Source organism: Halalkalibacter nanhaiisediminis (genome assembly GCF_007830185.1).
Lineage (GTDB): Bacteria > Bacillota > Bacilli > Bacillales > Bacillaceae_D > Halalkalibacter > Halalkalibacter nanhaiisediminis.
Map to the genome: position 1 here is coordinate 271926 of NZ_VLKZ01000003.1, position 17823 is coordinate 289748.

The window sequence follows — 17823 nt, forward strand, 5'->3', positions numbered from 1 at the left end:
ACTTAAACTAACAGGCAGGTTAGTTGAAGAAATAAATATGAATTAGGCAGAATTATTAATATAACTCAATTAAGGTGAGTGTCAAATTAGAACGTGTTGTCCGAACTTAATGATGAGCGAGAAAAGACACAAGTAATTGAACAGCAAAAGCAGGATATTATGGAAAAGACATTCTCCGTATTATCGACACCAGCTAATATAGATGAAACAGCACTCCAAGCCATTTTCCAAGAATATAGCGGGCAACTGGAGCATTTAGCTGTATTCTCTACTGAAAATATAGATGAAGATGATGTTATATATTTAGAAGAAGGTCCTAAAAATTTCTTTCCAATTGATTATTCACAAGCAGAAATTGTTATTGGAGAAAATGGAAAAATTACAGAGACAATCATTCCGAATGATTATGATATAGGAACTGTAGCAATGGCCAATGATCAATGGATTGTACAATATGAATATCAGGAGTCCTATCTTGAAACGATTGAAAATGCACATCAAATTAAACATTTTGCACCTTCTAATTGGACAGTCTTTCAGTTACCGATTGTGTTTATTATCATAACTGCTTTCATTTTAGGGGGCTGGCTAATTCAAAAACGTATTACAAAACCAGTGGAAAACATAGTAGACTAACAAAGGAAATTAGGGTAGTGCAGGTGTCCGTGTAGTTTTAAAGTTAATTAGAGTGAAAAGTGTATATTTGAGGGAATTTATGGTGTGGAAGTAGACTATATTATATAATTACTTATAAAAAGAGGGGGGTAATAGTGAAAAAATTAGCGTATTTAGCCTTTATTATTTTGATATTTAGTTTAGTTGGTTGTAATAATAGTAATACATCAGGTTCCTTTCAATCAATTATTAATGTAAATGGTACTCATTACTTTTTAACCACTAGTGATGAGATAAAGTATGAGATAGATAAGGAGATTGGAACTATTCAAAAAACTGTCTCTCCAGACCGTTTTCCTGATACACATCTATCATCTAATGATTTAGAAGAAGGTTCAAAATTATACACAACGGTTGAAGATAGTAATTATATTTTGGCAGAGCGCCCTAACACTAATGAGTTACTTCTATACACGCTTGAAGAAAATATAACTTCTTCAGATTAAGAATAATATCGTTATCTTAAAAGATGACGATATTTTTTTGTGTAAAAATAGAAAAAAAGTAATATTATATTAAATAACAAAAGAAGTAAAAATATGAAACTGGAACTTTTCTTAATACTTTTTTTATCTGTAATCATGATTAGTTTGACTGTTGCACCTACATTTACTCTACCTAGTTGTGGATTAGAAGCGTCAGGATGGAAATACGTAGGTTCTCACCGGACATCAAAAACAACTTCTTACTTTGAGACTGGTAGTTCCACATGGACTAATAGATTTTCAAATGGCATAACAAAGTTTCAAAATGAGAATTCAGGATTCCGTATTAATAAAGCAGCGGTAGGTAATACACAAAATTTCATTGAGCCATACATTTTATTCAATTTCTAATCAGCATCCTTCAAGGTGGAGGATTCAATTTAATTCTGCAAAATCTTCTAATTCTTGGACAACCGTAGCAGCTTCTGAAATTGGTCATGTATATGGACTAGCTGATTTAAATGAGAGTGGAAATGCATCTAAATTAATGTATGGACGAGATAATGGTGCTAGAAGTACTCAAGCATCTGACAGAACAGGTCTTAGGTATGTCTATGATTAATAGTAGGACTACATGAAAAAAATATCCGTTGTTTCAATAATTCTTGGTATTATCGTCGTTTCATTCTTATCAATTAATCAATTTACAAATAATCATATAGATGGAGAAGTATCTAGTGATGTAGATACAATTGACTCTAAGGTCGATGAAGATCAATTAACTCCTGAACAAATGTTGGAAAAATTACATGCGAAATGGCTAGTGGGAAATACAAAGATTAGATGATAGTGTATCATTTCCTGAGATTGAACTTAACGATTTTTATGAGTTAGCTGATGTGATTGTTAAAGGAAAAATAGCATCTATTGACAAAGAGTATATGGAATATATTGATAGACCATTTACAGATTATGTTTTTGACGTAGAAGAATTTTGGAAAAATGAAAGTGGTTTTGGAGTAGAGGGAAATGAGATTATAGTAACCCAAGATGACAACAGTACAATCGAATTTGCGAAACATCCTCTTAAGGAAGTTGGAGAAGAATATGTTTTATTTTTGGCTCTGGTAAATTTTAATGTTAAAAATCAAGCAAAATAATGGGAAACCTCAATGAATGTAGGTTTCCTTATATTGTTCCTTGTGAATTTGAAACTTTTTAACCAATAAACATTCGATAGGAAATGATTATTATCGCGCAAATTAATGCAACCCCGATGAAGGTAAACAGAAAAAACAGTGGTGAACCAACCATCCCGAAGGAGACTTCATTTTGAAGCGTTTCTATATTATCCCATTTATTATCAATATCGGGCTTATAATTCCTTGTTTTTATATAGCCAACTCCAACAGTTCCAACTATATAGATTAAATGAATTACGAAGGAAATAACTAATGATTGAATAATAGTCTTCAATTCAGCCCACAACCTCTCATATCCTATACTTCCATAATAGACCACAAAGGACAATTCGGTAAACAGCACTTTAATAGAGCTATATACTAATCTTTGCTTGGCGTAAGCTATCATAAGTATCCGTCATTTCAAATACAAATGATGAATGAAGGAAAAGTTAATGGAAGGAAATTCTAAACAAATTAAAGCAAAGCTAACGAACTATAAAATATAGTATTCAGCAATGGGCCCTTTAGAACGTTCATCTACTAATGAAGTTAATAAGGCATAAACCCTTGCTTACTAATTAAAATTTGCTCAGAAGAGAATGCCCTTTTCATATTTTCATAGGCATATTGGTGAACATGTTTTCCGTACCACTTATCTAGTTCATCCTCTGTAAATAATTCTTTTATTTTTAGCCGTTCTGTTCTCTTCCCATTACTCCCATCCCCCGTATAGAAGTCATCAATGACTATCCTGTTAACGAGACCCGCTAGTGTTTCTGGAAATTCTTTTGAAAAGGGGAGAACAGGAGCGACCGCAGCTTGTACGGGCAGGCTGTTTTTTTGAAGCTCGCCGATTGCTTTAAGCCTTGCTTGAATAGGAGGGGCTTGTGGTGAGAAGCTTTTACGCACCTCATCTAGATCTGTCTCAACTGTCACACTAATGCGTAGTCTGTCTTTAAGTTTTAAAAACAAATCAATGTCTCGTGTGACAAGAGGACTCCGTGTCTGCACAAAAAGAAAATCCGGTGGCATCTTTACCATTGCTTCAAGCAGGGCCCTTGTTATTTTTTCTTTATATTCAACCGATTGATAAGGATCTGTAGCAGATGCCATAAAGATTGTAACTTCCTTCCCCCGTTTTCGCAGGTTGCTCATTTCTAGAATATACTTTTCATGAATACCCTTTTTAATATCAACCCACTCACCCCATTCTTCTCCTCTAAATAAGCCAACCGGACTCTGTCTCACGTAACAGTAAGAACATCCAAATAAGCAGCCGGTATAAGGGTTAAGAGAATGGGTATATCCATATAAAAAGCCGCTGGCAGGGGTTAATATTTTTTTCGGTTCCTTGTATGCGATTTGATACCGAGTCAACTGTAATCCCTCGCTTTCCATGTCTTCATCTTATTCCCTATACTGCCGATTACAATCTCGAATTTATAAGTTGTTAAAATCTTTTTATCATTTCCTCTAAATGGAAATTAACCTTCTGCAATTGGCGCGATTACAGAAGACTAAAGCCTAATTCTTTGTTGATAAGGAGAATTAGGCTCTTTCCTTAAAAGCGTTGACGTTCTTCTATTGGTAAACATGTTGACCGGTTTCTCATTCCGTTAAAAGGGAGAAAAACCATGTTTCAAGAGTGAAGTGGTTCCTCGTTCCGTTAAATGACCAACATTCATCAAATTTGACATGGAAAAGGCTAATAACGGAACGAGGATCCTAAAACATGCTCATAACGATCGTTTTAGCGCAAATAACGGAATGAAGATCCGCCAAATTAATAGAGCGGATTCTCATTCCGTTAAAGGATTAAAATTGTTGCATAGGTTAAGTATGTGAAAAGATATACCTAAACTGCCGTTAGTTTAGTTGAACAAGGTAATAAAAAAGGGCCACACATATTAGATATCTAATATGTATAGTCCTTTTCATAATATCAACTGTTTTATTCAACTAACCTAAATATAATATTTTAAAATCTGGTTCTTTCATAAGTATTCAGTAAGAAAAGCGATATTTCTTAAGCTAATCTCATTTTAAAATCTTGATAGCCAAATTCGCGTACAACCTGACAATCGCCATCTTTATCTTGTACGGCAATGGCTGGTAATGGCATGCCGTTAAACGTGGTTGTTTTGACCATTGAGTAAATTGCCATATCTCCAAAAACCAATCTGTCACCGCTCTTTAATGGTTGGTCAAACGAATAATCGCCTATCACATCGCCTGTCAGGCAAGTTTGTCCGCCAAGTCGATACGTAAATGGCTTCTCGCATGCTTCTCCTGATCCAAAAAGAGGGGGACGATATGGCATTTCCAACACATCAGGCATATGACAAGTTGCTGACGTGTCAAGAATGGCAATGTCGATTCCGTTTTTATGGAGGTCTAGTACAGATGTAACCAGATAGCCTGCATTGAGCGCAATGGCTTCGCCTGGCTCAAGATATACTTCTAAACCGTATTTTTCCTGCATTCTCTTAATACAAGCTTCTAGTCTTGGGATATCATAATCTTCTCTTGTAATATGGTGGCCGCCGCCAAAGTTGATCCATTCCATTTGTGGCAACCATTGTCCAAATTTTTCTTCCACTGCATTTAGAGTTGTCTCTAAATCGTCCGAGTTTTGCTGGCAAAGAGTGTGGAAGTGAAGTCCTGAAACACCTTCAAGCAAATCGGGACGGAAATCTTCCTGCTTTACACCGAATCTAGAACCTGGTGAACATGGATCATAGATTTCATGCCCATCTTGGGTAGAACATTCAGGATTAATGCGTAAGCCAACTTTCCTACCAGCTTGAAGAGCTTTATCCTTAAATTTTTCCAACTGTGAGAAGGAATTAAAAATGATATGATCACAAATTGAGATAATTTCATCGATTTCATCCTCACGATAGGCAGGGGCAAAGACATGATTTTCTTTGCCCATTTCCTCGTAACCTAGACGTGCTTCGTACAAGCCGCTTGCTGTTGTGCCACTTAAATATTTTCCAATGAGGGGATACATTGTTGTCATAGAAAATGCTTTTTGTGCTAAAACAATCTTTGCTCCTGTACGCTGCATGACTCCGTTCAGGATTTTTAGATTTTTTTCTACAAGAGCTTCATCGACTACATAAGATGGTGTTGGTAATTCTTCAAACCGCATCTTAACGAACAAACTCCGTCTCTTTAATAGGCTCGGAATCTACTAGTTCTGGATTATGATCTTCTTGCCAAGGAAGTCCCCACTTATTCAATGCTTCCATGAACGGATCTGGATCAAATTCTTCAATATTGTATACGCCTGGTTTATTCCATTTGCCAGTCATCACCATCATCGCACCGATCATAGCAGGAACGCCTGTTGTATAAGAAACGGCTTGGGAACCAACTTCTCTATAGCAAGCTTCGTGGTCACAAACATTGTACACATAATACGTTTTATCTTTGCCGTCTTTTTTACCTTTGAAAATACAACCAATGTTTGTTTTACCCTTTGTACGTGGTCCAAGTGATGCAGGATCTGGTAATACTGCTTTCAAGAATTGAAGCGGAATAATTTGTTTTCCTTCAAATTCAATTGGCTCAATAGAAGTCATTCCAACATTTTCAAGAGCCTTTAGGTGAGTAAGGTAACTTTCACCAAATGTCATGAAGAAACGGATACGCTTAATTCCTGGAATATTCACAGCAAGAGATTCAAGTTCTTCATGGTAAAGCAAGTACATATCTTTCTCGCCAACTTCAGGGAAGTTATAAACGCGTTTGATTTCCATTGGCTTCGTCTCAATCCACTCGCCATTTTCCCAATATCTTCCGTTCGCTGAAACTTCACGGATATTGATTTCAGGGTTGAAATTTGTTGCAAACGGATAGCCATGATCGCCTGCATTACAGTCGAGAATATCGATATATTCAATTTCATCAAAATGGTGCTTAAGCGCATAAGCAGAAAATACACCTGTTACACCTGGGTCAAATCCGCTACCTAACAGAGCTGTAATACCAGCCTTTTCAAAGCGTTCGCGGTAATCCCATTGCCATTTATATTCAAATTTAGCCGTATCTTCTGGCTCATAGTTTGCTGTATCCATATAGTGTGTTTTTGTTGCAAGGCAAGCATCCATGATCGTTAAATCTTGATATGGTAACGCTAAGTTCATGACAATATCAGGCTTTACTTCTTCAATTAAAGCAATCAGCTCATCGACATTATTTGCATCAACTTGTGCAGTTGTAATTTTCGTTTTGCCGCCATCTAATTTAGCTTTTAATTCATCACATTTTGATTTTGTACGACTTGCAATACAAATCTCTTCAAATACATCACTATTTTGAACACATTTATGGATGGCTACTGATGCCACTCCACCACAACCGATAATAAGCGCTTTTCCCATTTTCATATCTCCTAACTAAAATTTTTTTAAAATCAAGAGGAATTCTGTAACAGCCTATCGAAATAGGTGATTGTCAAAACACTTCAACGTTTTGGACAATAAAAAAACAAGTGCAAAGCGCATAATCACGCACAACACTTGCTAAAAATATATTTATCAATATTAAAAAAGCATAAGTATATCCATGGCAAAAGCTATGCGGATATGTCTACTTTTAAGGGCAATATAGTAGAAAAGCTTATTAATATTCAAAATATATCTTTATAGGATCAGAGTCTAAATAGCAAATAATTACTTTTACCACTCTTATTGACCGTTTCACAAGTTGTGTGCAAATGCACTGGTTGTAAAGTAACCAACTTATAAAATTTGAGCTTTTAACTCAATCAATAAGGCAACTAAAGTTGCCAATCGGCATTTGACCCGGCTGTCCGTATGGCCTTAACTTCTCTAAAGAGAAGTGGTCAAAAATTATCTGCCTTGGAAAGACTCAAGATTTTTGAATACTGCTTTCCAATTCATGCTCTCTATATTATCAGTATGTAGAAAAAATAGCAATCAACAAGTTAAAATTTCTTCAAAAACTCATGTTCACACTATCACTCATTGATATCTAAGTAATTGGAACCTTATTCTAAAGCTAAGTATATTGCAATTTAGTGGGATATTTTTCAACAAACAGGCGCTTTCCTAATAGAAGGATTGTGCTTGTTTGTTGTGTATATTATTTTTTTGGGGTTGTAAATGTATGTTAATTTCCTGTTTCACTTTTGTGACTAACGGTAAATGTAAAAGAGCTTAGAGGGAAATCCCACGCTCTCGTTGGTGTTATGAAGCATAACTTATCACATATTAATAAGAGAAAGGTGCGATTGAGACCTATCTATACCAAGTCATTTTTAACTCAATCAACCATTCTTCTCTGCCATAGCAGTAGAAACATGTTAAACTAAAACTAAGTATTGAGGAAAAATGGAGGCGAGAGAATGGGGAAAAGATTGTTACTTCTTATTGTAACAAATATTCTTGTCATGACGACGATTGTCATTGTTTGGTCGTTAATTACAACGTACACTGGCATTAATGGTTCATTTCAAACGGGTGAGCCTGGATTAGGAATTGATTTTCTTTCGTTAATGGTATTCAGCTTGATTGTAGGGTTTTCGGGATCGTTTATTTCACTAGCTATGTCACGCTGGATAGCAAAAAAAATGATGAAGGTCAAAGTGTTAGATCCAGATGGTCCATTATCTGCACAGGAACGTGATATTGTGGAGAAGGTTCACCGTTTTTCACGTGCAGCTGGGTTACCGCATATGCCTGAGGTTGGAATTTATCCGTCTGCCGAGGTGAATGCCTTTGCTACAGGTCCTTCCAAAAAGCGGTCACTCGTTGCCGTTTCACAAGGTTTGTTAAACACAATGGATGACGATGCTGTTGAAGGTGTCATTGCCCATGAGGTAGCCCATGTGGCGAACGGTGACATGGTTACAATGACATTGTTGCAAGGTGTTGTGAACACATTTGTCGTCTTTTTCTCAAGAATTGCAGCGATCCTTGTGTCGCGTTTAGTGCGTTCTGAATTGCAATGGATTGTTCAATTTGCCGCTATTATTATTTTTCAAATTTTGTTTTCAATTCTTGGAAGTCTCGTTGTGAGTGCATATTCACGGCACCGAGAATTTCATGCCGACCAGGGAGGCGCTGATCTAGCAGGTCGTGATAAAATGGCTCATGCGCTACGTTCTCTAAAAGCATACGTTGATCGTGCCAAAGTGAGTGATCGCACGGATGATTCTGCGATCCAAACAATGAAGATTAATGGTAAAGGCGGAGTGATGAGACTCTTTTCAACTCACCCTGATTTAGACGAAAGAATTGCACGCTTAGAACAACGTTAAACAAGGTGATCCAGCAACTGCTCTCTTAATTTGGGGCAGTTGTTTTTTGTTAGATTAGAGAAGGTTGAATGGAAGGCTTCGATAAAGGCTAAAGGTCATTTTCACGATTCTCGGTCATTGTACATAAATTAAAAGGAAATGGTGAAGAAAAGGGAATGGCCTTTGTATTACGATTATAATTACCCGTATGTAGATAGTATTGAGTCACTAGACTATTTTGAAAGGCAACAGCCAACACCGCCAATGGGGGGAGGGCAGGGCGCACAGCCTATGTTAGCTCCACCTGCCTTTACACCACCTATCCCTGCTTGGTAGGTTGGTCCTAGTGGGATAAGAAGTTGTTTAAATCGTAACACGTTTATATGGTTAACGAACGGTGACAACTTCTGGTTCTTTCCAACATTTGTTGGAAGGCAATCGATTATAGGGTTCCGTTGGTTGCGGTTTGGTTGGACTTATCATGTCGTAGAGTTAAGAAGAATTCGTTCTCACCAATGCTTCTGATCATTGGACATTTAATTGAAAAAGTCATATGAAAAAGCCCTTCATTAGCATTATATGTAAAATAAGCGACGGTTGTACTAGATGTATATCTAATTCAGCTTAACCACACAAATAACCCTGTGTGAAATATTCTAGACAGGGTCTTTTCATTTAAACGCTTTTATTTGGAAAATATAAAATCAACATACAAAAAGCGGCAAGCCAAATGGTTTACTGCTTTTTGTGTTGGTATTAGAAGAAAATGGTCCAAAAAGAGGGAATGAAGGGAGGTTTCATCAGTCATACTAACGATACGATATGGAGGTGCGGAAAATGGGACAAGAGAGTGTTTTTCTTCGAATGCGTCACCGTGTGCAGTCTGAACTTGGGCAAGTGGTGACGATTGGTGATGTTGCACAAGTTATCGCAAGTCAGCCTGTAAAAAGAGAGATCATTTTGCTTCCGATACATTCGATCACCATCGAAGATAAGACATTTGTCATTATCGATGTTATGAAAGTTATTGAAAAACTTCGTGCCAATTATCCGACTTATGATATTCAATCGATTGGACCTGCCCAAGCCATTGTGACAGTCAATCAAGCAAAAAAACCATTAGCGCCCGTCTATTTTGTCCTGGTATGGTTTTTGCTTTTTATTGGATCTGGTCTAGCGATTATGAACTTTCATGAGGACGTTAGCATGAGAGCTGTTCATCTTCGTATTTTTCAGCTAGTAACAGGAAATGAGGAAGCAAAACCGCTACTCTTGCAAATTCCTTACTCAATCGGTCTTGGCTTAGGAATGATTCTCTTTTTTAATCAATTTTTCCGTAAGCGCTTGAATGAAGAACCGAGCCCTCTAGAAGTAGAGATGTTTAATTATCAGCAGGCGCTAGATCAGTATGTCATTCTTCATGAAAACAAAGAAAACAAAGCGGATTATCATGCCGATTGAGTCAGTCCTTGTGATGATCATCGGCCTTGCTGGAGGTCTAGCAGTTGGCGGAGGCTTTGTTGCCTTTTTGACCGTTCTTGGTGTTGTTCCGCGAGTGACGCAGCTCACCAAAACACAGCGTCTTCTCTCTTATTATGTATGGGCGATTATTGTTGGGACACAGCTTGGATCTTGGGCGAGTTTATATACGATTTCGTTTAATCAATCAGCATTATGGTTGATTCCAATCGGGCTTGCGGCAGGAACCTTTGTTGGAATGCTTGCAGCTGCACTTACGGAAGTACTCAATGTCCTGCCGATTCTCGCTAAGCGAATTGGTGTCATCGACCGTATTGTGTTGTTGCTAATGGCAATTGCCCTTGGGAAAATGTGTGGTTCTTTGTTTCACTGGATTTTTTTCGTCGAGAATTAATCGTTAAAACAGTGTAGAGGTGGTGAAGTGTAGTGGGCTCTGATGAACAAAAGGTTTATCAAAAAAATATCCAAATTTATCAACCGAAGCGACCCATTAAGAGAAATGGTCTTAAAGCCTTTCTTGTTGGTGGAATGATTTGTGTATGTGGACAAGGACTAAGTCAAATGTATATGACTTTTTTACCGATTACACAAAAGGAAGCAATGAGTCCGACACTAGCGACACTTATTTTACTCTCAGCTCTTGCGACAGGATTTGGAGTCTATGATAAGCTCGGTCAATTTGCTGGTGCTGGCTCACTTGTACCTGTGACAGGCTTTTCAAACGCTATGACAAGTGCGGCACTAGAACATCGAAGCGAAGGATTTGTTTTTGGGATAGGGGCCAATATGTTTAAGTTAACAGGGGCTGTCATTGCCTTTGGAGTCCTATCAGCTTATCTTGTTGCTCTAACAAGGTTACTTGTCCAAATGATTATTCAACCGTAAAAAGGGTGTGGCCAAAGTGGAGAGACGAGGAAAGCAAACATGGCATTTTGACAATCCGGTCTACGTGCAAGCAACAGGGACTGCGGTTGGACCAGTTGAAGCAAAAGGCCCAATTAGTGATAGCTTTGATATTTGTTACGACGATTTATATGCAGGGGAGAAAAACTGGGAGCTCGCTGAGAGACGTTTATTAAAGGATGCGGTTGGCACTGCCTTAAAAAAAGCAGAAAAGAAAACGAAAGAAATTGATTATTTTCTTGCAGGAGATCTCTTAAATCAGATTGTAACCTCGAACTATCATGCCCGTGAACTAGAAATTCCTTATCTTGGCCTCTTCTCAGCATGCGCCACAGCCATGGAGGGGCTCGCACTCGCTTCGTTACTTGTCGATACAGGAGCAGCTAATGATGTACTTGCGGCAACGAGCAGCCATCACTCGACTGCTGAAAGACAATTTCGTTATCCGACTGAATTCGGAGGGCAACGGCCAGAAACATCAACTTATACCGTAACTGGTGCAGGTGCTGTAATTGTCGGTTCAAAGCCATCTTTCATTCGTATAAAAGAGGCGACGATAGGAAAAGTAATGGACATGGGGATAAAAAATCCATTTGATATGGGTTCTGCCATGGCACCGGCTGCTAAAGATACGATATTAACGCACTTAGATGATACAAATCGTGATTTTTCTTATTATGATGTCATCGTTACTGGAGATTTGTCACGTGTAGGAAGTGGAATTTTGCGTAAACTACTTCAAGAAAAGGGAATCGAAATTGGACACCATTATGATGACTGCGGGATTATGATTTACCAGCAAGAGCAAGCAGTTTTCGCTGGTGGAAGTGGTGCAGGTTGTGTGGCTGTAGTGACATATGGTCATTTATTTAAAGAGATGATACGTGGAAGGATTAACAAAATGCTCGTTGTGGCAACTGGAGCGTTACTTAGTCCACTGATGATTCAACAAAAAGAATCGATTCCTTGCATTGCACATGCCGTGTCATTTGAACGGGAGGATTGTGATGGGTAATGCTTGACTATGTGATAGCCTTTGTCGTAGGAGGGGGGATTTGTTTCATTGGGCAAATGCTCATGGATATTGGCAAGCTCTCTCCGACACATACTTTGAGTACACTCGTCGTGTTTGGTGCACTGTTAGATGGTTTTCATCTTTATGACCGCCTCATTGATTTTGCAGGGGCTGGGGCGATGGTGCCGATCACAAGTTTTGGTCATTCTCTTGTCCATGGGGCGATGACGGAAGGGGATCGTTACGGATTTTTTGGAGTGGGAATGGGGATATTTGAATTGACTTCTGTCGGGATTTCTTCAACTGTTTTGTTTAGTTTTCTCGTAGCGATATTTTTTAAGCCGAAGGGGTGATCAAAATTGGAGAGACGACCAAAAGTCATTATCGTAACGGACGGAGATGAAGCAGCAAGGAAGGCTGTTGAAAGGGCTGCTCGTGATATAGGTGGACGCTGTATTACCCACTCATGGGGCAACCCTACACGAATAAGTGGAGAAGTGCTCGTCTCTCTTATTATGAAAACCCCATATGATCCAGTTATGGTCATGTTTGATGATTGTGGTTTACGGGACGGTCCAGGGGAGGAAGCAATGCGTTATGTAGCCAAGCATCCAAGTATAGAAGTCATTGGAGCCATTGCTGTTGCAGCAGCTACACATGCAAGTGAATGGACCCATGTAGATATAAGCATTAATCGAGACGGTGAATTAACGGAATATGGAGTCGATAAAGATGGCTTACAGGATCTTGAAATCGGCAGAATTAATGGTGATACGGTCTATACATTAGACGAGCTTTCGATTCCAATAGTTGTAGGGATTGGAGATATCGGCAAGATGGCCGGGCTTGATGCAGTGAAGAGAGGTGCGCCAATAACGAGGAAAGCCATTGAAATCATTTTAGAACGGAGCGGATTTCATGAGTCGAGAGAATGAGAAAAAAGAGACCCCGATATCGCGGAAAATTGCCGAAAATGAGCAGGTTTTAAAAGAGCGTTTAGGTTTTGGGACATCCTTTGATGTTGGGGTTCGAACGCTGACGATCCTTGATACACAAATTAATATTTATTTCGTCAATGGTTTATGTGATGTTCAGTACATTATTGAAATCATGAGAGAATTAATGCTTTTAGAAGCTCGTGGACTGAAAACATTACATACAAAAGCACGTGATGTAAAGGTTCGTGAGGCGATTCAAAATCATATCCCTCATATTCAATTTGAATATGAATCATCTCTTGATAACGCAATCACAAGAATGTTATCTGGTCTCATTTTCATTCTTATTGATGGTGAAGATAAGGCGATTGTTGTTGATGTCAGGAAATATCCAGGACGATCGCCAGAAGAGCCTGATACAGAAAGAGTAGTCCGCGGTGCCCGTGATGGTTATACAGAAAACATCATCTTAAACACAGCCCTAACTCGTCGGCGGATTCGAGATGAGCGTTTACGAAATGAAATCATGCAAGTCGGTGTCCGTTCGAAAACCGATATTTGTGTTTCCTATATTGAAGGAATTGCTGATCCTGATTTAGTTGAGATTATAAAAAAAGAGCTAAAAGCAATCAATATAGACGGGCTGACAATGGCTGATAAAATTGTTGAGGAATATGTAGTTCGGCAAGGGATGAATCCATTTCCACTTGTACGGTATACAGAACGTCCTGATGTAGCGGCTGAGCATTTATTAGAAGGGCATATTTTAATTATTGTGGATGCATCACCGAGTGTCATCATTGCACCGACAACCCTTTTTCATCACGTTCAGCATGCGGAAGAATACAGGCAAGCACCTTTTATAGGTAGCTTTATAAGGTGGACTCGGTTTACAGGGATTTTCTTTTCCTTATTTATTTTACCGCTTTGGCTCTTATTAGTTATACAGCCTAGTCTGCTTCCGAGCCGTCTTGATTTTATTGGACCAGAGGACACAAAAAATATTCCCATTGTATTGCAAATTCTTTTTGCGGAACTGGGGATTGATCTACTACGGATGGCAGCTATTCATACTCCTTCTCCATTAGCCACTGCCCTTGGATTAGTCGCTGCATTATTAATTGGCGAGATTGCGATTCAAGTTGGCTATTTTACTCCCGAGGTTATTTTATATGTTGCTCTTGGGGCGATTGGAATGTTCGCTACACCAAGCTATGAACTAGGGATTGCCCTGCGTGTAACGAGGCTTTTGTTAATTATTGTTGTCGCTATTTTCAAGGTCCCGGGTTTTGTCGTAGGAGGAACGCTATTTGTGTTAATACTGACAGCAATAAAAGCCTTGAATAAACCATATCTATGGCCGTTTTTACCTTTTGATCCGCCAGCTTTTTGGCAAATTTTCATTCGGGCAACGGTCCCATCTATCCGTTTTAGACCAAGTATTGTCAATCCACAAGATCCTATTAGGCAGAGATCAGAATAAACACTCGCTTAAAAATCTCAATGTGAGCCTTTTTCATGATAGGCTTGGGAAACATATAAAAAGAAAACCAGCTGAGCATCTACAAAATCGGCTGGTTTTTTCTCATTATTCCGTTGTACCTGGTCGTTTAATGTCAAGCTTTACTTCACATGAGGATCATTGACATTATGTCGAATAATTTTGATATTAGTGGATATTGATTCTGTAAAAGCAATTTTTGGTCCGTATACAATTGATTCTATTTCTGGTTTTTCTAACGGGCGTTCAATAGCTGCTGAGCAATTCACTAATAAACCCTTTCGTTCAGCAGCAATATAAATATAAACAAATCCATGAATCAATAAAGAAACAACTTTTTCTAATGATTCACTTCTCATCACTTCATTAATCGGTATCGTATTAAGCAGATAAGACACAGTCAGTTGCTCTTTGTTTAACTGTCCTAAATATTGAATCACATACGCATTTAGAACTTCATTTTTCGTAAGATTTTTCATATAAATAATTTCAATAACTTGATCGTCTACATTCATTTCCCGACAAATTAAATCAGGTGAGTCATTGAAAGCTTTTTTAACTTCGCTATAAGTGGGGTCATGTACAGTTTTTTCAATTCTTTCGGTTCTTCTAGTTCTTCGTTGTTTAAAAAACATGTTGGGAACACTCCATCACACTTTCCTAGTTAAAGGTTAAAGTTCCCTTTCTATATAAATTCATACAAAGAAGATGAATTGATGTCCACCTCTAGCCCTCTTGAACAAATGATGGTAGTATGGTAAAGTAGACTCAATAATTTTATGAACCTCATACAGCATGGGGTAGAGGCGCAAAGCGAATGAGTACACTTTGGGAGTTACTGGCAGCGTGGAACAAAGTAGAAAGGTCAATTTGCCGAAGCGTGGGGAGAGGTCAGTTCTAACCATAGCTGGGTCGTTGTTAAATAAGCAACGAACTGTCACTGCAAGGTTGCAGTGGAGGACTATTCTCGGTGAGGTTACTCTTGCGCCATTTTAAGCAGCTAGTGTAACAGCATTAGCTGTTTTTATTGTTTAATAGACACTGTTCAAAAAGTCTGGAGATCATCATGATGAATTTGATTATCCTCTTTTTCGAACATATTTTCATAGATAAAAAGGGGAGAACAAGTGATGTATGCACATGGAACAAGTAAAATAAATGATTTTGGCCACCTGGAGATTGGGGGCATTGATACGGTTGAACTTGTAGCTAAGTACGGAACGCCATTATTTGTTTATGATGTAGCGCTTATTCGTGAGCGAGCAAGCGAATTCCAACAAGCATTTCAAGCGGAAAACGTACCTTATCAAGTTGCTTATGCGAGCAAAGCATTTAGCTGTATGGCAATGTTTCAGTTAGCCGATGAATTAGGTTTAAGCCTCGATGTTGTATCAGGTGGCGAATTATACACTGCCATGCAAGCAGGATTTCCAATGAATCGTATTCATTTTCACGGGAACAACAAAAGTTTAGCTGAGCTTGAAATGGCAGTAGATGCAAAAATCGGCTGTGTTGTTGTTGATAATTTTTATGAACTTCGTGAGCTTAGCCGTATTTGTGCAGAACGTTCGTATCAAATGGATATTTTACTACGCATTACACCAGGGGTTGAAGCGCATACTCATGACTACATTTCCACTGGACAAGAAGATTCAAAGTTTGGATTTGATCTTGTCAGTGGTCAAGCACATGAAGCAGTTCAGTTAGCCCAAGCTGATCAAAATCTTCATTTATTAGGTGTTCACAGTCATATCGGTTCGCAAATCTTTGAAACAACTGGATTTGTGATGGCTGTTGAGAAAATGTTTGAATTAATTAGTGAATGGCGTGAATCTTATGGATTTACACCAACTGTGCTAAATTTAGGTGGTGGCTTTGGTATTCGTTATATTGATGGAGATACGCCTCTTCCAGTTGGCGAATATGTTCAGAAAATGATTGAGGTTGTGAAAGAAAAGGCTGCGGCTATGGATCTTTCGATGCCTGAAATTTGGATTGAACCAGGTCGTTCTCTTGTTGGAGATGCAGGAACGACGCTTTATTCAATTGGTTCACAAAAGCATATTCCGAATGTTCGTGACTATCTTGCTGTGGATGGTGGGATGAGTGATAACTTGCGCCCGGCCCTATATCAAGCACAGTATGAAGGTGTTCTTGCAAATCGAGCAAATGAAGAGACAACTGAAACGTTCTCGATTGCTGGCAAGTGTTGTGAAAGCGGCGATATGTTAATCTGGGATTTGCCACTTCCAAAAGCAAACCATGAAGATATTTTAGCGGTATTTTGTACAGGTGCATACGGTTATGCAATGGCAAATAATTATAACCGTATTCCACGCCCAGCTGTCGTATTTGTTGAAGACGGGGAAGCATTTGAAGTGATTAAACGCGAGAGCTACGAGGATCTTCTTCGCCTTGATTTGCCATTAGCAAAGAAAGTAACGAAATAAAGAAATCAATTCTTTTAATGGAAAGAAGTACTAGCAGTCTATCATTAGAAATGATTAAGAGTGATTCAAAGGTCAAAAACGCCTTTTGGAATCACTCTTTTTTTATTTGTAGGTATAATGTAACAAATGTAAATGACTTGAAAATGAAAAGTTATACTATGAAATCAGGTGATACACTTTGGAAAATCGCAACAGCGAATGGAACGACAATCCAAGCGATTATCGATAAAAATGGATTGAAAAGCTCAACGATTCAACCAGGTCAAACGCTTATTTTACCTTAAGAGGTAAGCCTGCACAAGTGCATTTGTGTGGGCTTATTTTTCATTTGAATCTGAGGCTACTAATAGATTTTGTTTGTATCCTTCTTTAACCTCTAAAGGCATTGTCTAAAAATTTCTTTTCACTTAAAGAACACTCATTTCTTTTTTTATGTCCGTAAAGATGCTATTATAAATAAGGATTATGACTTAATACATAAAGGAGATGTAATGAATGGCTAAAAAAGGTTCTATTGCATTTGAAAACGGCGAGAAAATCGTTATTGAATTTTATCCAGAGGCTGCTCCAGGAACAGTTGCAAACTTTGAAAAGCTAGCAAACGAAGGTTTCTATAATGGTCTTACATTCCATCGTGTTATCCCAGGATTCGTTGCTCAAGGCGGATGCCCAAATGGAACTGGAACTGGTGGACCAGGCTATTCTATTAAATGTGAAACAGAAGGCAACCCGCATAAGCACGTTGCTGGTGCTCTTTCAATGGCTCACGCTGGTAAAGATACTGGTGGAAGTCAATTCTTCCTTGTTCATGAGCCACAACCACACTTAGACGGGGTACACACTGTGTTCGGTCAAATTGTTGAAGGTCTTGACTCAATCTACCGCATCAAGCAAGGTGATGTGATGCAAGAAGTGAAAGTTTGGGATGAAGAATAGTAGCAAGTCGTAAAAGGGCAGATGACATCTGCTCTTTTTTCTTTACCTT

22 protein-coding genes and 1 riboswitch are annotated in these 17823 nt (G+C 38.5%); of the genes, 17 read left to right on the forward strand and 5 right to left on the reverse strand.

All coding sequences use genetic code 11. The features are described from left to right. Positions 1 to 93 precede the first annotated feature (93 nt). The 5 genes from IQ10_RS06670 to IQ10_RS06690 all read left to right on the forward strand — a co-directional run bounded on the left by IQ10_RS06670 (position 94) and on the right by IQ10_RS06690 (position 2260). Positions 94 to 636 carry a hypothetical protein gene (locus tag IQ10_RS06670; protein ID WP_144449695.1) on the forward strand — a complete coding sequence of 181 codons (543 nt, stop codon included), beginning with the start codon at positions 94 to 96 and terminating at the stop codon, positions 634 to 636. 134 nt (positions 637 to 770) lie between these two features. Beyond that, complete coding sequence (locus IQ10_RS06675; RefSeq protein WP_144449696.1) at positions 771 to 1121, forward strand: hypothetical protein; 351 nt, start codon at positions 771 to 773, stop codon at positions 1119 to 1121. A 361-nt stretch (positions 1122 to 1482) separates the two neighbouring features. Further along, complete coding sequence (locus IQ10_RS06680) at positions 1483 to 1722, forward strand: hypothetical protein (RefSeq protein ID WP_144449697.1); 240 nt, start codon at positions 1483 to 1485, stop codon at positions 1720 to 1722. 12 nt (positions 1723 to 1734) lie between these two features. Continuing rightward, complete coding sequence (locus tag IQ10_RS06685; RefSeq protein WP_144449698.1) at positions 1735 to 1947, forward strand: hypothetical protein; 213 nt, start codon at positions 1735 to 1737, stop codon at positions 1945 to 1947. A 52-nt stretch (positions 1948 to 1999) separates the two neighbouring features. Then, positions 2000 to 2260, forward strand: coding sequence for a hypothetical protein (locus IQ10_RS06690; RefSeq protein ID WP_144449699.1), 261 nt, complete (start codon positions 2000 to 2002; stop codon positions 2258 to 2260). 58 nt (positions 2261 to 2318) lie between these two features. On the opposite strand, the gene IQ10_RS06695 is transcribed toward IQ10_RS06690, so the two are convergent. From IQ10_RS06695 to IQ10_RS06710, 4 genes are all read right to left on the reverse strand, one after another. Continuing rightward, a complete protein-coding gene (locus tag IQ10_RS06695) occupies positions 2319 to 2576 on the reverse strand; it encodes a hypothetical protein (RefSeq protein ID WP_144449700.1) in 258 nt (85 codons plus the stop codon). A 257-nt stretch (positions 2577 to 2833) separates the two neighbouring features. Further along, complete coding sequence (locus IQ10_RS06700; protein WP_144449701.1) at positions 2834 to 3682, reverse strand: SPL family radical SAM protein; 849 nt, start codon at positions 3680 to 3682, stop codon at positions 2834 to 2836. A 628-nt stretch (positions 3683 to 4310) separates the two neighbouring features. Next, positions 4311 to 5438 carry a carboxynorspermidine decarboxylase gene (gene nspC, locus IQ10_RS06705; protein ID WP_144449876.1) on the reverse strand — a complete coding sequence of 376 codons (1128 nt, stop codon included), beginning with the start codon at positions 5436 to 5438 and terminating at the stop codon, positions 4311 to 4313. A 1-nt stretch (position 5439) separates the two neighbouring features. Beyond that, positions 5440 to 6672 (reverse strand): saccharopine dehydrogenase family protein, encoded by a 1233-nt coding sequence (locus IQ10_RS06710; RefSeq protein WP_144449702.1) that lies wholly within the window; start codon positions 6670 to 6672, stop codon positions 5440 to 5442. A 986-nt stretch (positions 6673 to 7658) separates the two neighbouring features. Here IQ10_RS06710 and htpX point away from each other — a divergent pair. From htpX to IQ10_RS06755, 9 genes are all read left to right on the forward strand, one after another. Next, entirely contained in the window at positions 7659 to 8573 is a 915-nt protein-coding gene (gene htpX, locus IQ10_RS06715; protein ID WP_144449703.1) for a protease HtpX, read from the forward strand. 162 nt (positions 8574 to 8735) lie between these two features. Further along, positions 8736 to 8888 carry a hypothetical protein gene (locus IQ10_RS18375; RefSeq protein ID WP_242009774.1) on the forward strand — a complete coding sequence of 51 codons (153 nt, stop codon included), beginning with the start codon at positions 8736 to 8738 and terminating at the stop codon, positions 8886 to 8888. A gap of 501 nt (positions 8889 to 9389) precedes the next feature. After that, a complete protein-coding gene (locus IQ10_RS06725; RefSeq protein ID WP_277877946.1) occupies positions 9390 to 10013 on the forward strand; it encodes a stage V sporulation protein AA in 624 nt (207 codons plus the stop codon). Further along, the gene (locus IQ10_RS06730; RefSeq protein WP_144449877.1) at positions 10003 to 10425 is read left to right on the forward strand and encodes a stage V sporulation protein AB; all 423 of its coding nucleotides are present in this window, start codon (positions 10003 to 10005) and stop codon (positions 10423 to 10425) included. The genes IQ10_RS06725 and IQ10_RS06730 overlap by 11 nt, the downstream gene beginning before the upstream one ends. 32 nt (positions 10426 to 10457) lie before the next feature. After that, on the forward strand, positions 10458 to 10916 hold the full coding sequence (gene spoVAC / locus IQ10_RS06735; RefSeq protein WP_144449705.1) for a stage V sporulation protein AC: 459 nt from the start codon (positions 10458 to 10460) through the stop codon (positions 10914 to 10916). A gap of 16 nt (positions 10917 to 10932) precedes the next feature. Continuing rightward, the gene (gene spoVAD / locus IQ10_RS06740; protein WP_144449706.1) at positions 10933 to 11949 is read left to right on the forward strand and encodes a stage V sporulation protein AD; all 1017 of its coding nucleotides are present in this window, start codon (positions 10933 to 10935) and stop codon (positions 11947 to 11949) included. Further along, positions 11949 to 12302, forward strand: coding sequence for a stage V sporulation protein AE (gene spoVAE / locus IQ10_RS06745; RefSeq protein ID WP_144449707.1), 354 nt, complete (start codon positions 11949 to 11951; stop codon positions 12300 to 12302). Before spoVAD ends, spoVAE begins: the two co-directional genes overlap by 1 nt. A 6-nt stretch (positions 12303 to 12308) precedes the next feature. Next, positions 12309 to 12884, forward strand: coding sequence for a stage V sporulation protein SpoVABEA (spoVAEA, locus tag IQ10_RS06750; protein WP_144449708.1), 576 nt, complete (start codon positions 12309 to 12311; stop codon positions 12882 to 12884). After that, on the forward strand, positions 12868 to 14370 hold the full coding sequence (locus IQ10_RS06755; RefSeq protein ID WP_144449709.1) for a spore germination protein: 1503 nt from the start codon (positions 12868 to 12870) through the stop codon (positions 14368 to 14370). Before spoVAEA ends, IQ10_RS06755 begins: the two co-directional genes overlap by 17 nt. A gap of 140 nt (positions 14371 to 14510) precedes the next feature. On the opposite strand, the gene IQ10_RS06760 is transcribed toward IQ10_RS06755, so the two are convergent. After that, the gene (locus IQ10_RS06760; protein WP_144449710.1) at positions 14511 to 15023 is read right to left on the reverse strand and encodes a spore germination protein; all 513 of its coding nucleotides are present in this window, start codon (positions 15021 to 15023) and stop codon (positions 14511 to 14513) included. Positions 15024 to 15181: 158 nt separating this feature from the next. Then, positions 15182 to 15360, forward strand: a riboswitch (Lysine riboswitch). Between the two features lie 158 nt (positions 15361 to 15518). On the opposite strand from IQ10_RS06760, the gene lysA reads away from it, so the two are divergent. From lysA to IQ10_RS06775, 3 genes are all read left to right on the forward strand, one after another. Then, on the forward strand, positions 15519 to 16838 hold the full coding sequence (gene lysA, locus IQ10_RS06765; RefSeq protein WP_144449711.1) for a diaminopimelate decarboxylase: 1320 nt from the start codon (positions 15519 to 15521) through the stop codon (positions 16836 to 16838). A gap of 143 nt (positions 16839 to 16981) precedes the next feature. Beyond that, positions 16982 to 17122, forward strand: a complete 141-nt coding sequence (locus IQ10_RS17995) for a LysM peptidoglycan-binding domain-containing protein (protein ID WP_158640002.1) — start codon at positions 16982 to 16984, stop codon at positions 17120 to 17122. 211 nt (positions 17123 to 17333) lie between these two features. Next, complete coding sequence (locus IQ10_RS06775; RefSeq protein ID WP_144449713.1) at positions 17334 to 17774, forward strand: peptidylprolyl isomerase; 441 nt, start codon at positions 17334 to 17336, stop codon at positions 17772 to 17774. Positions 17775 to 17823: the final 49 nt, after the last annotated feature.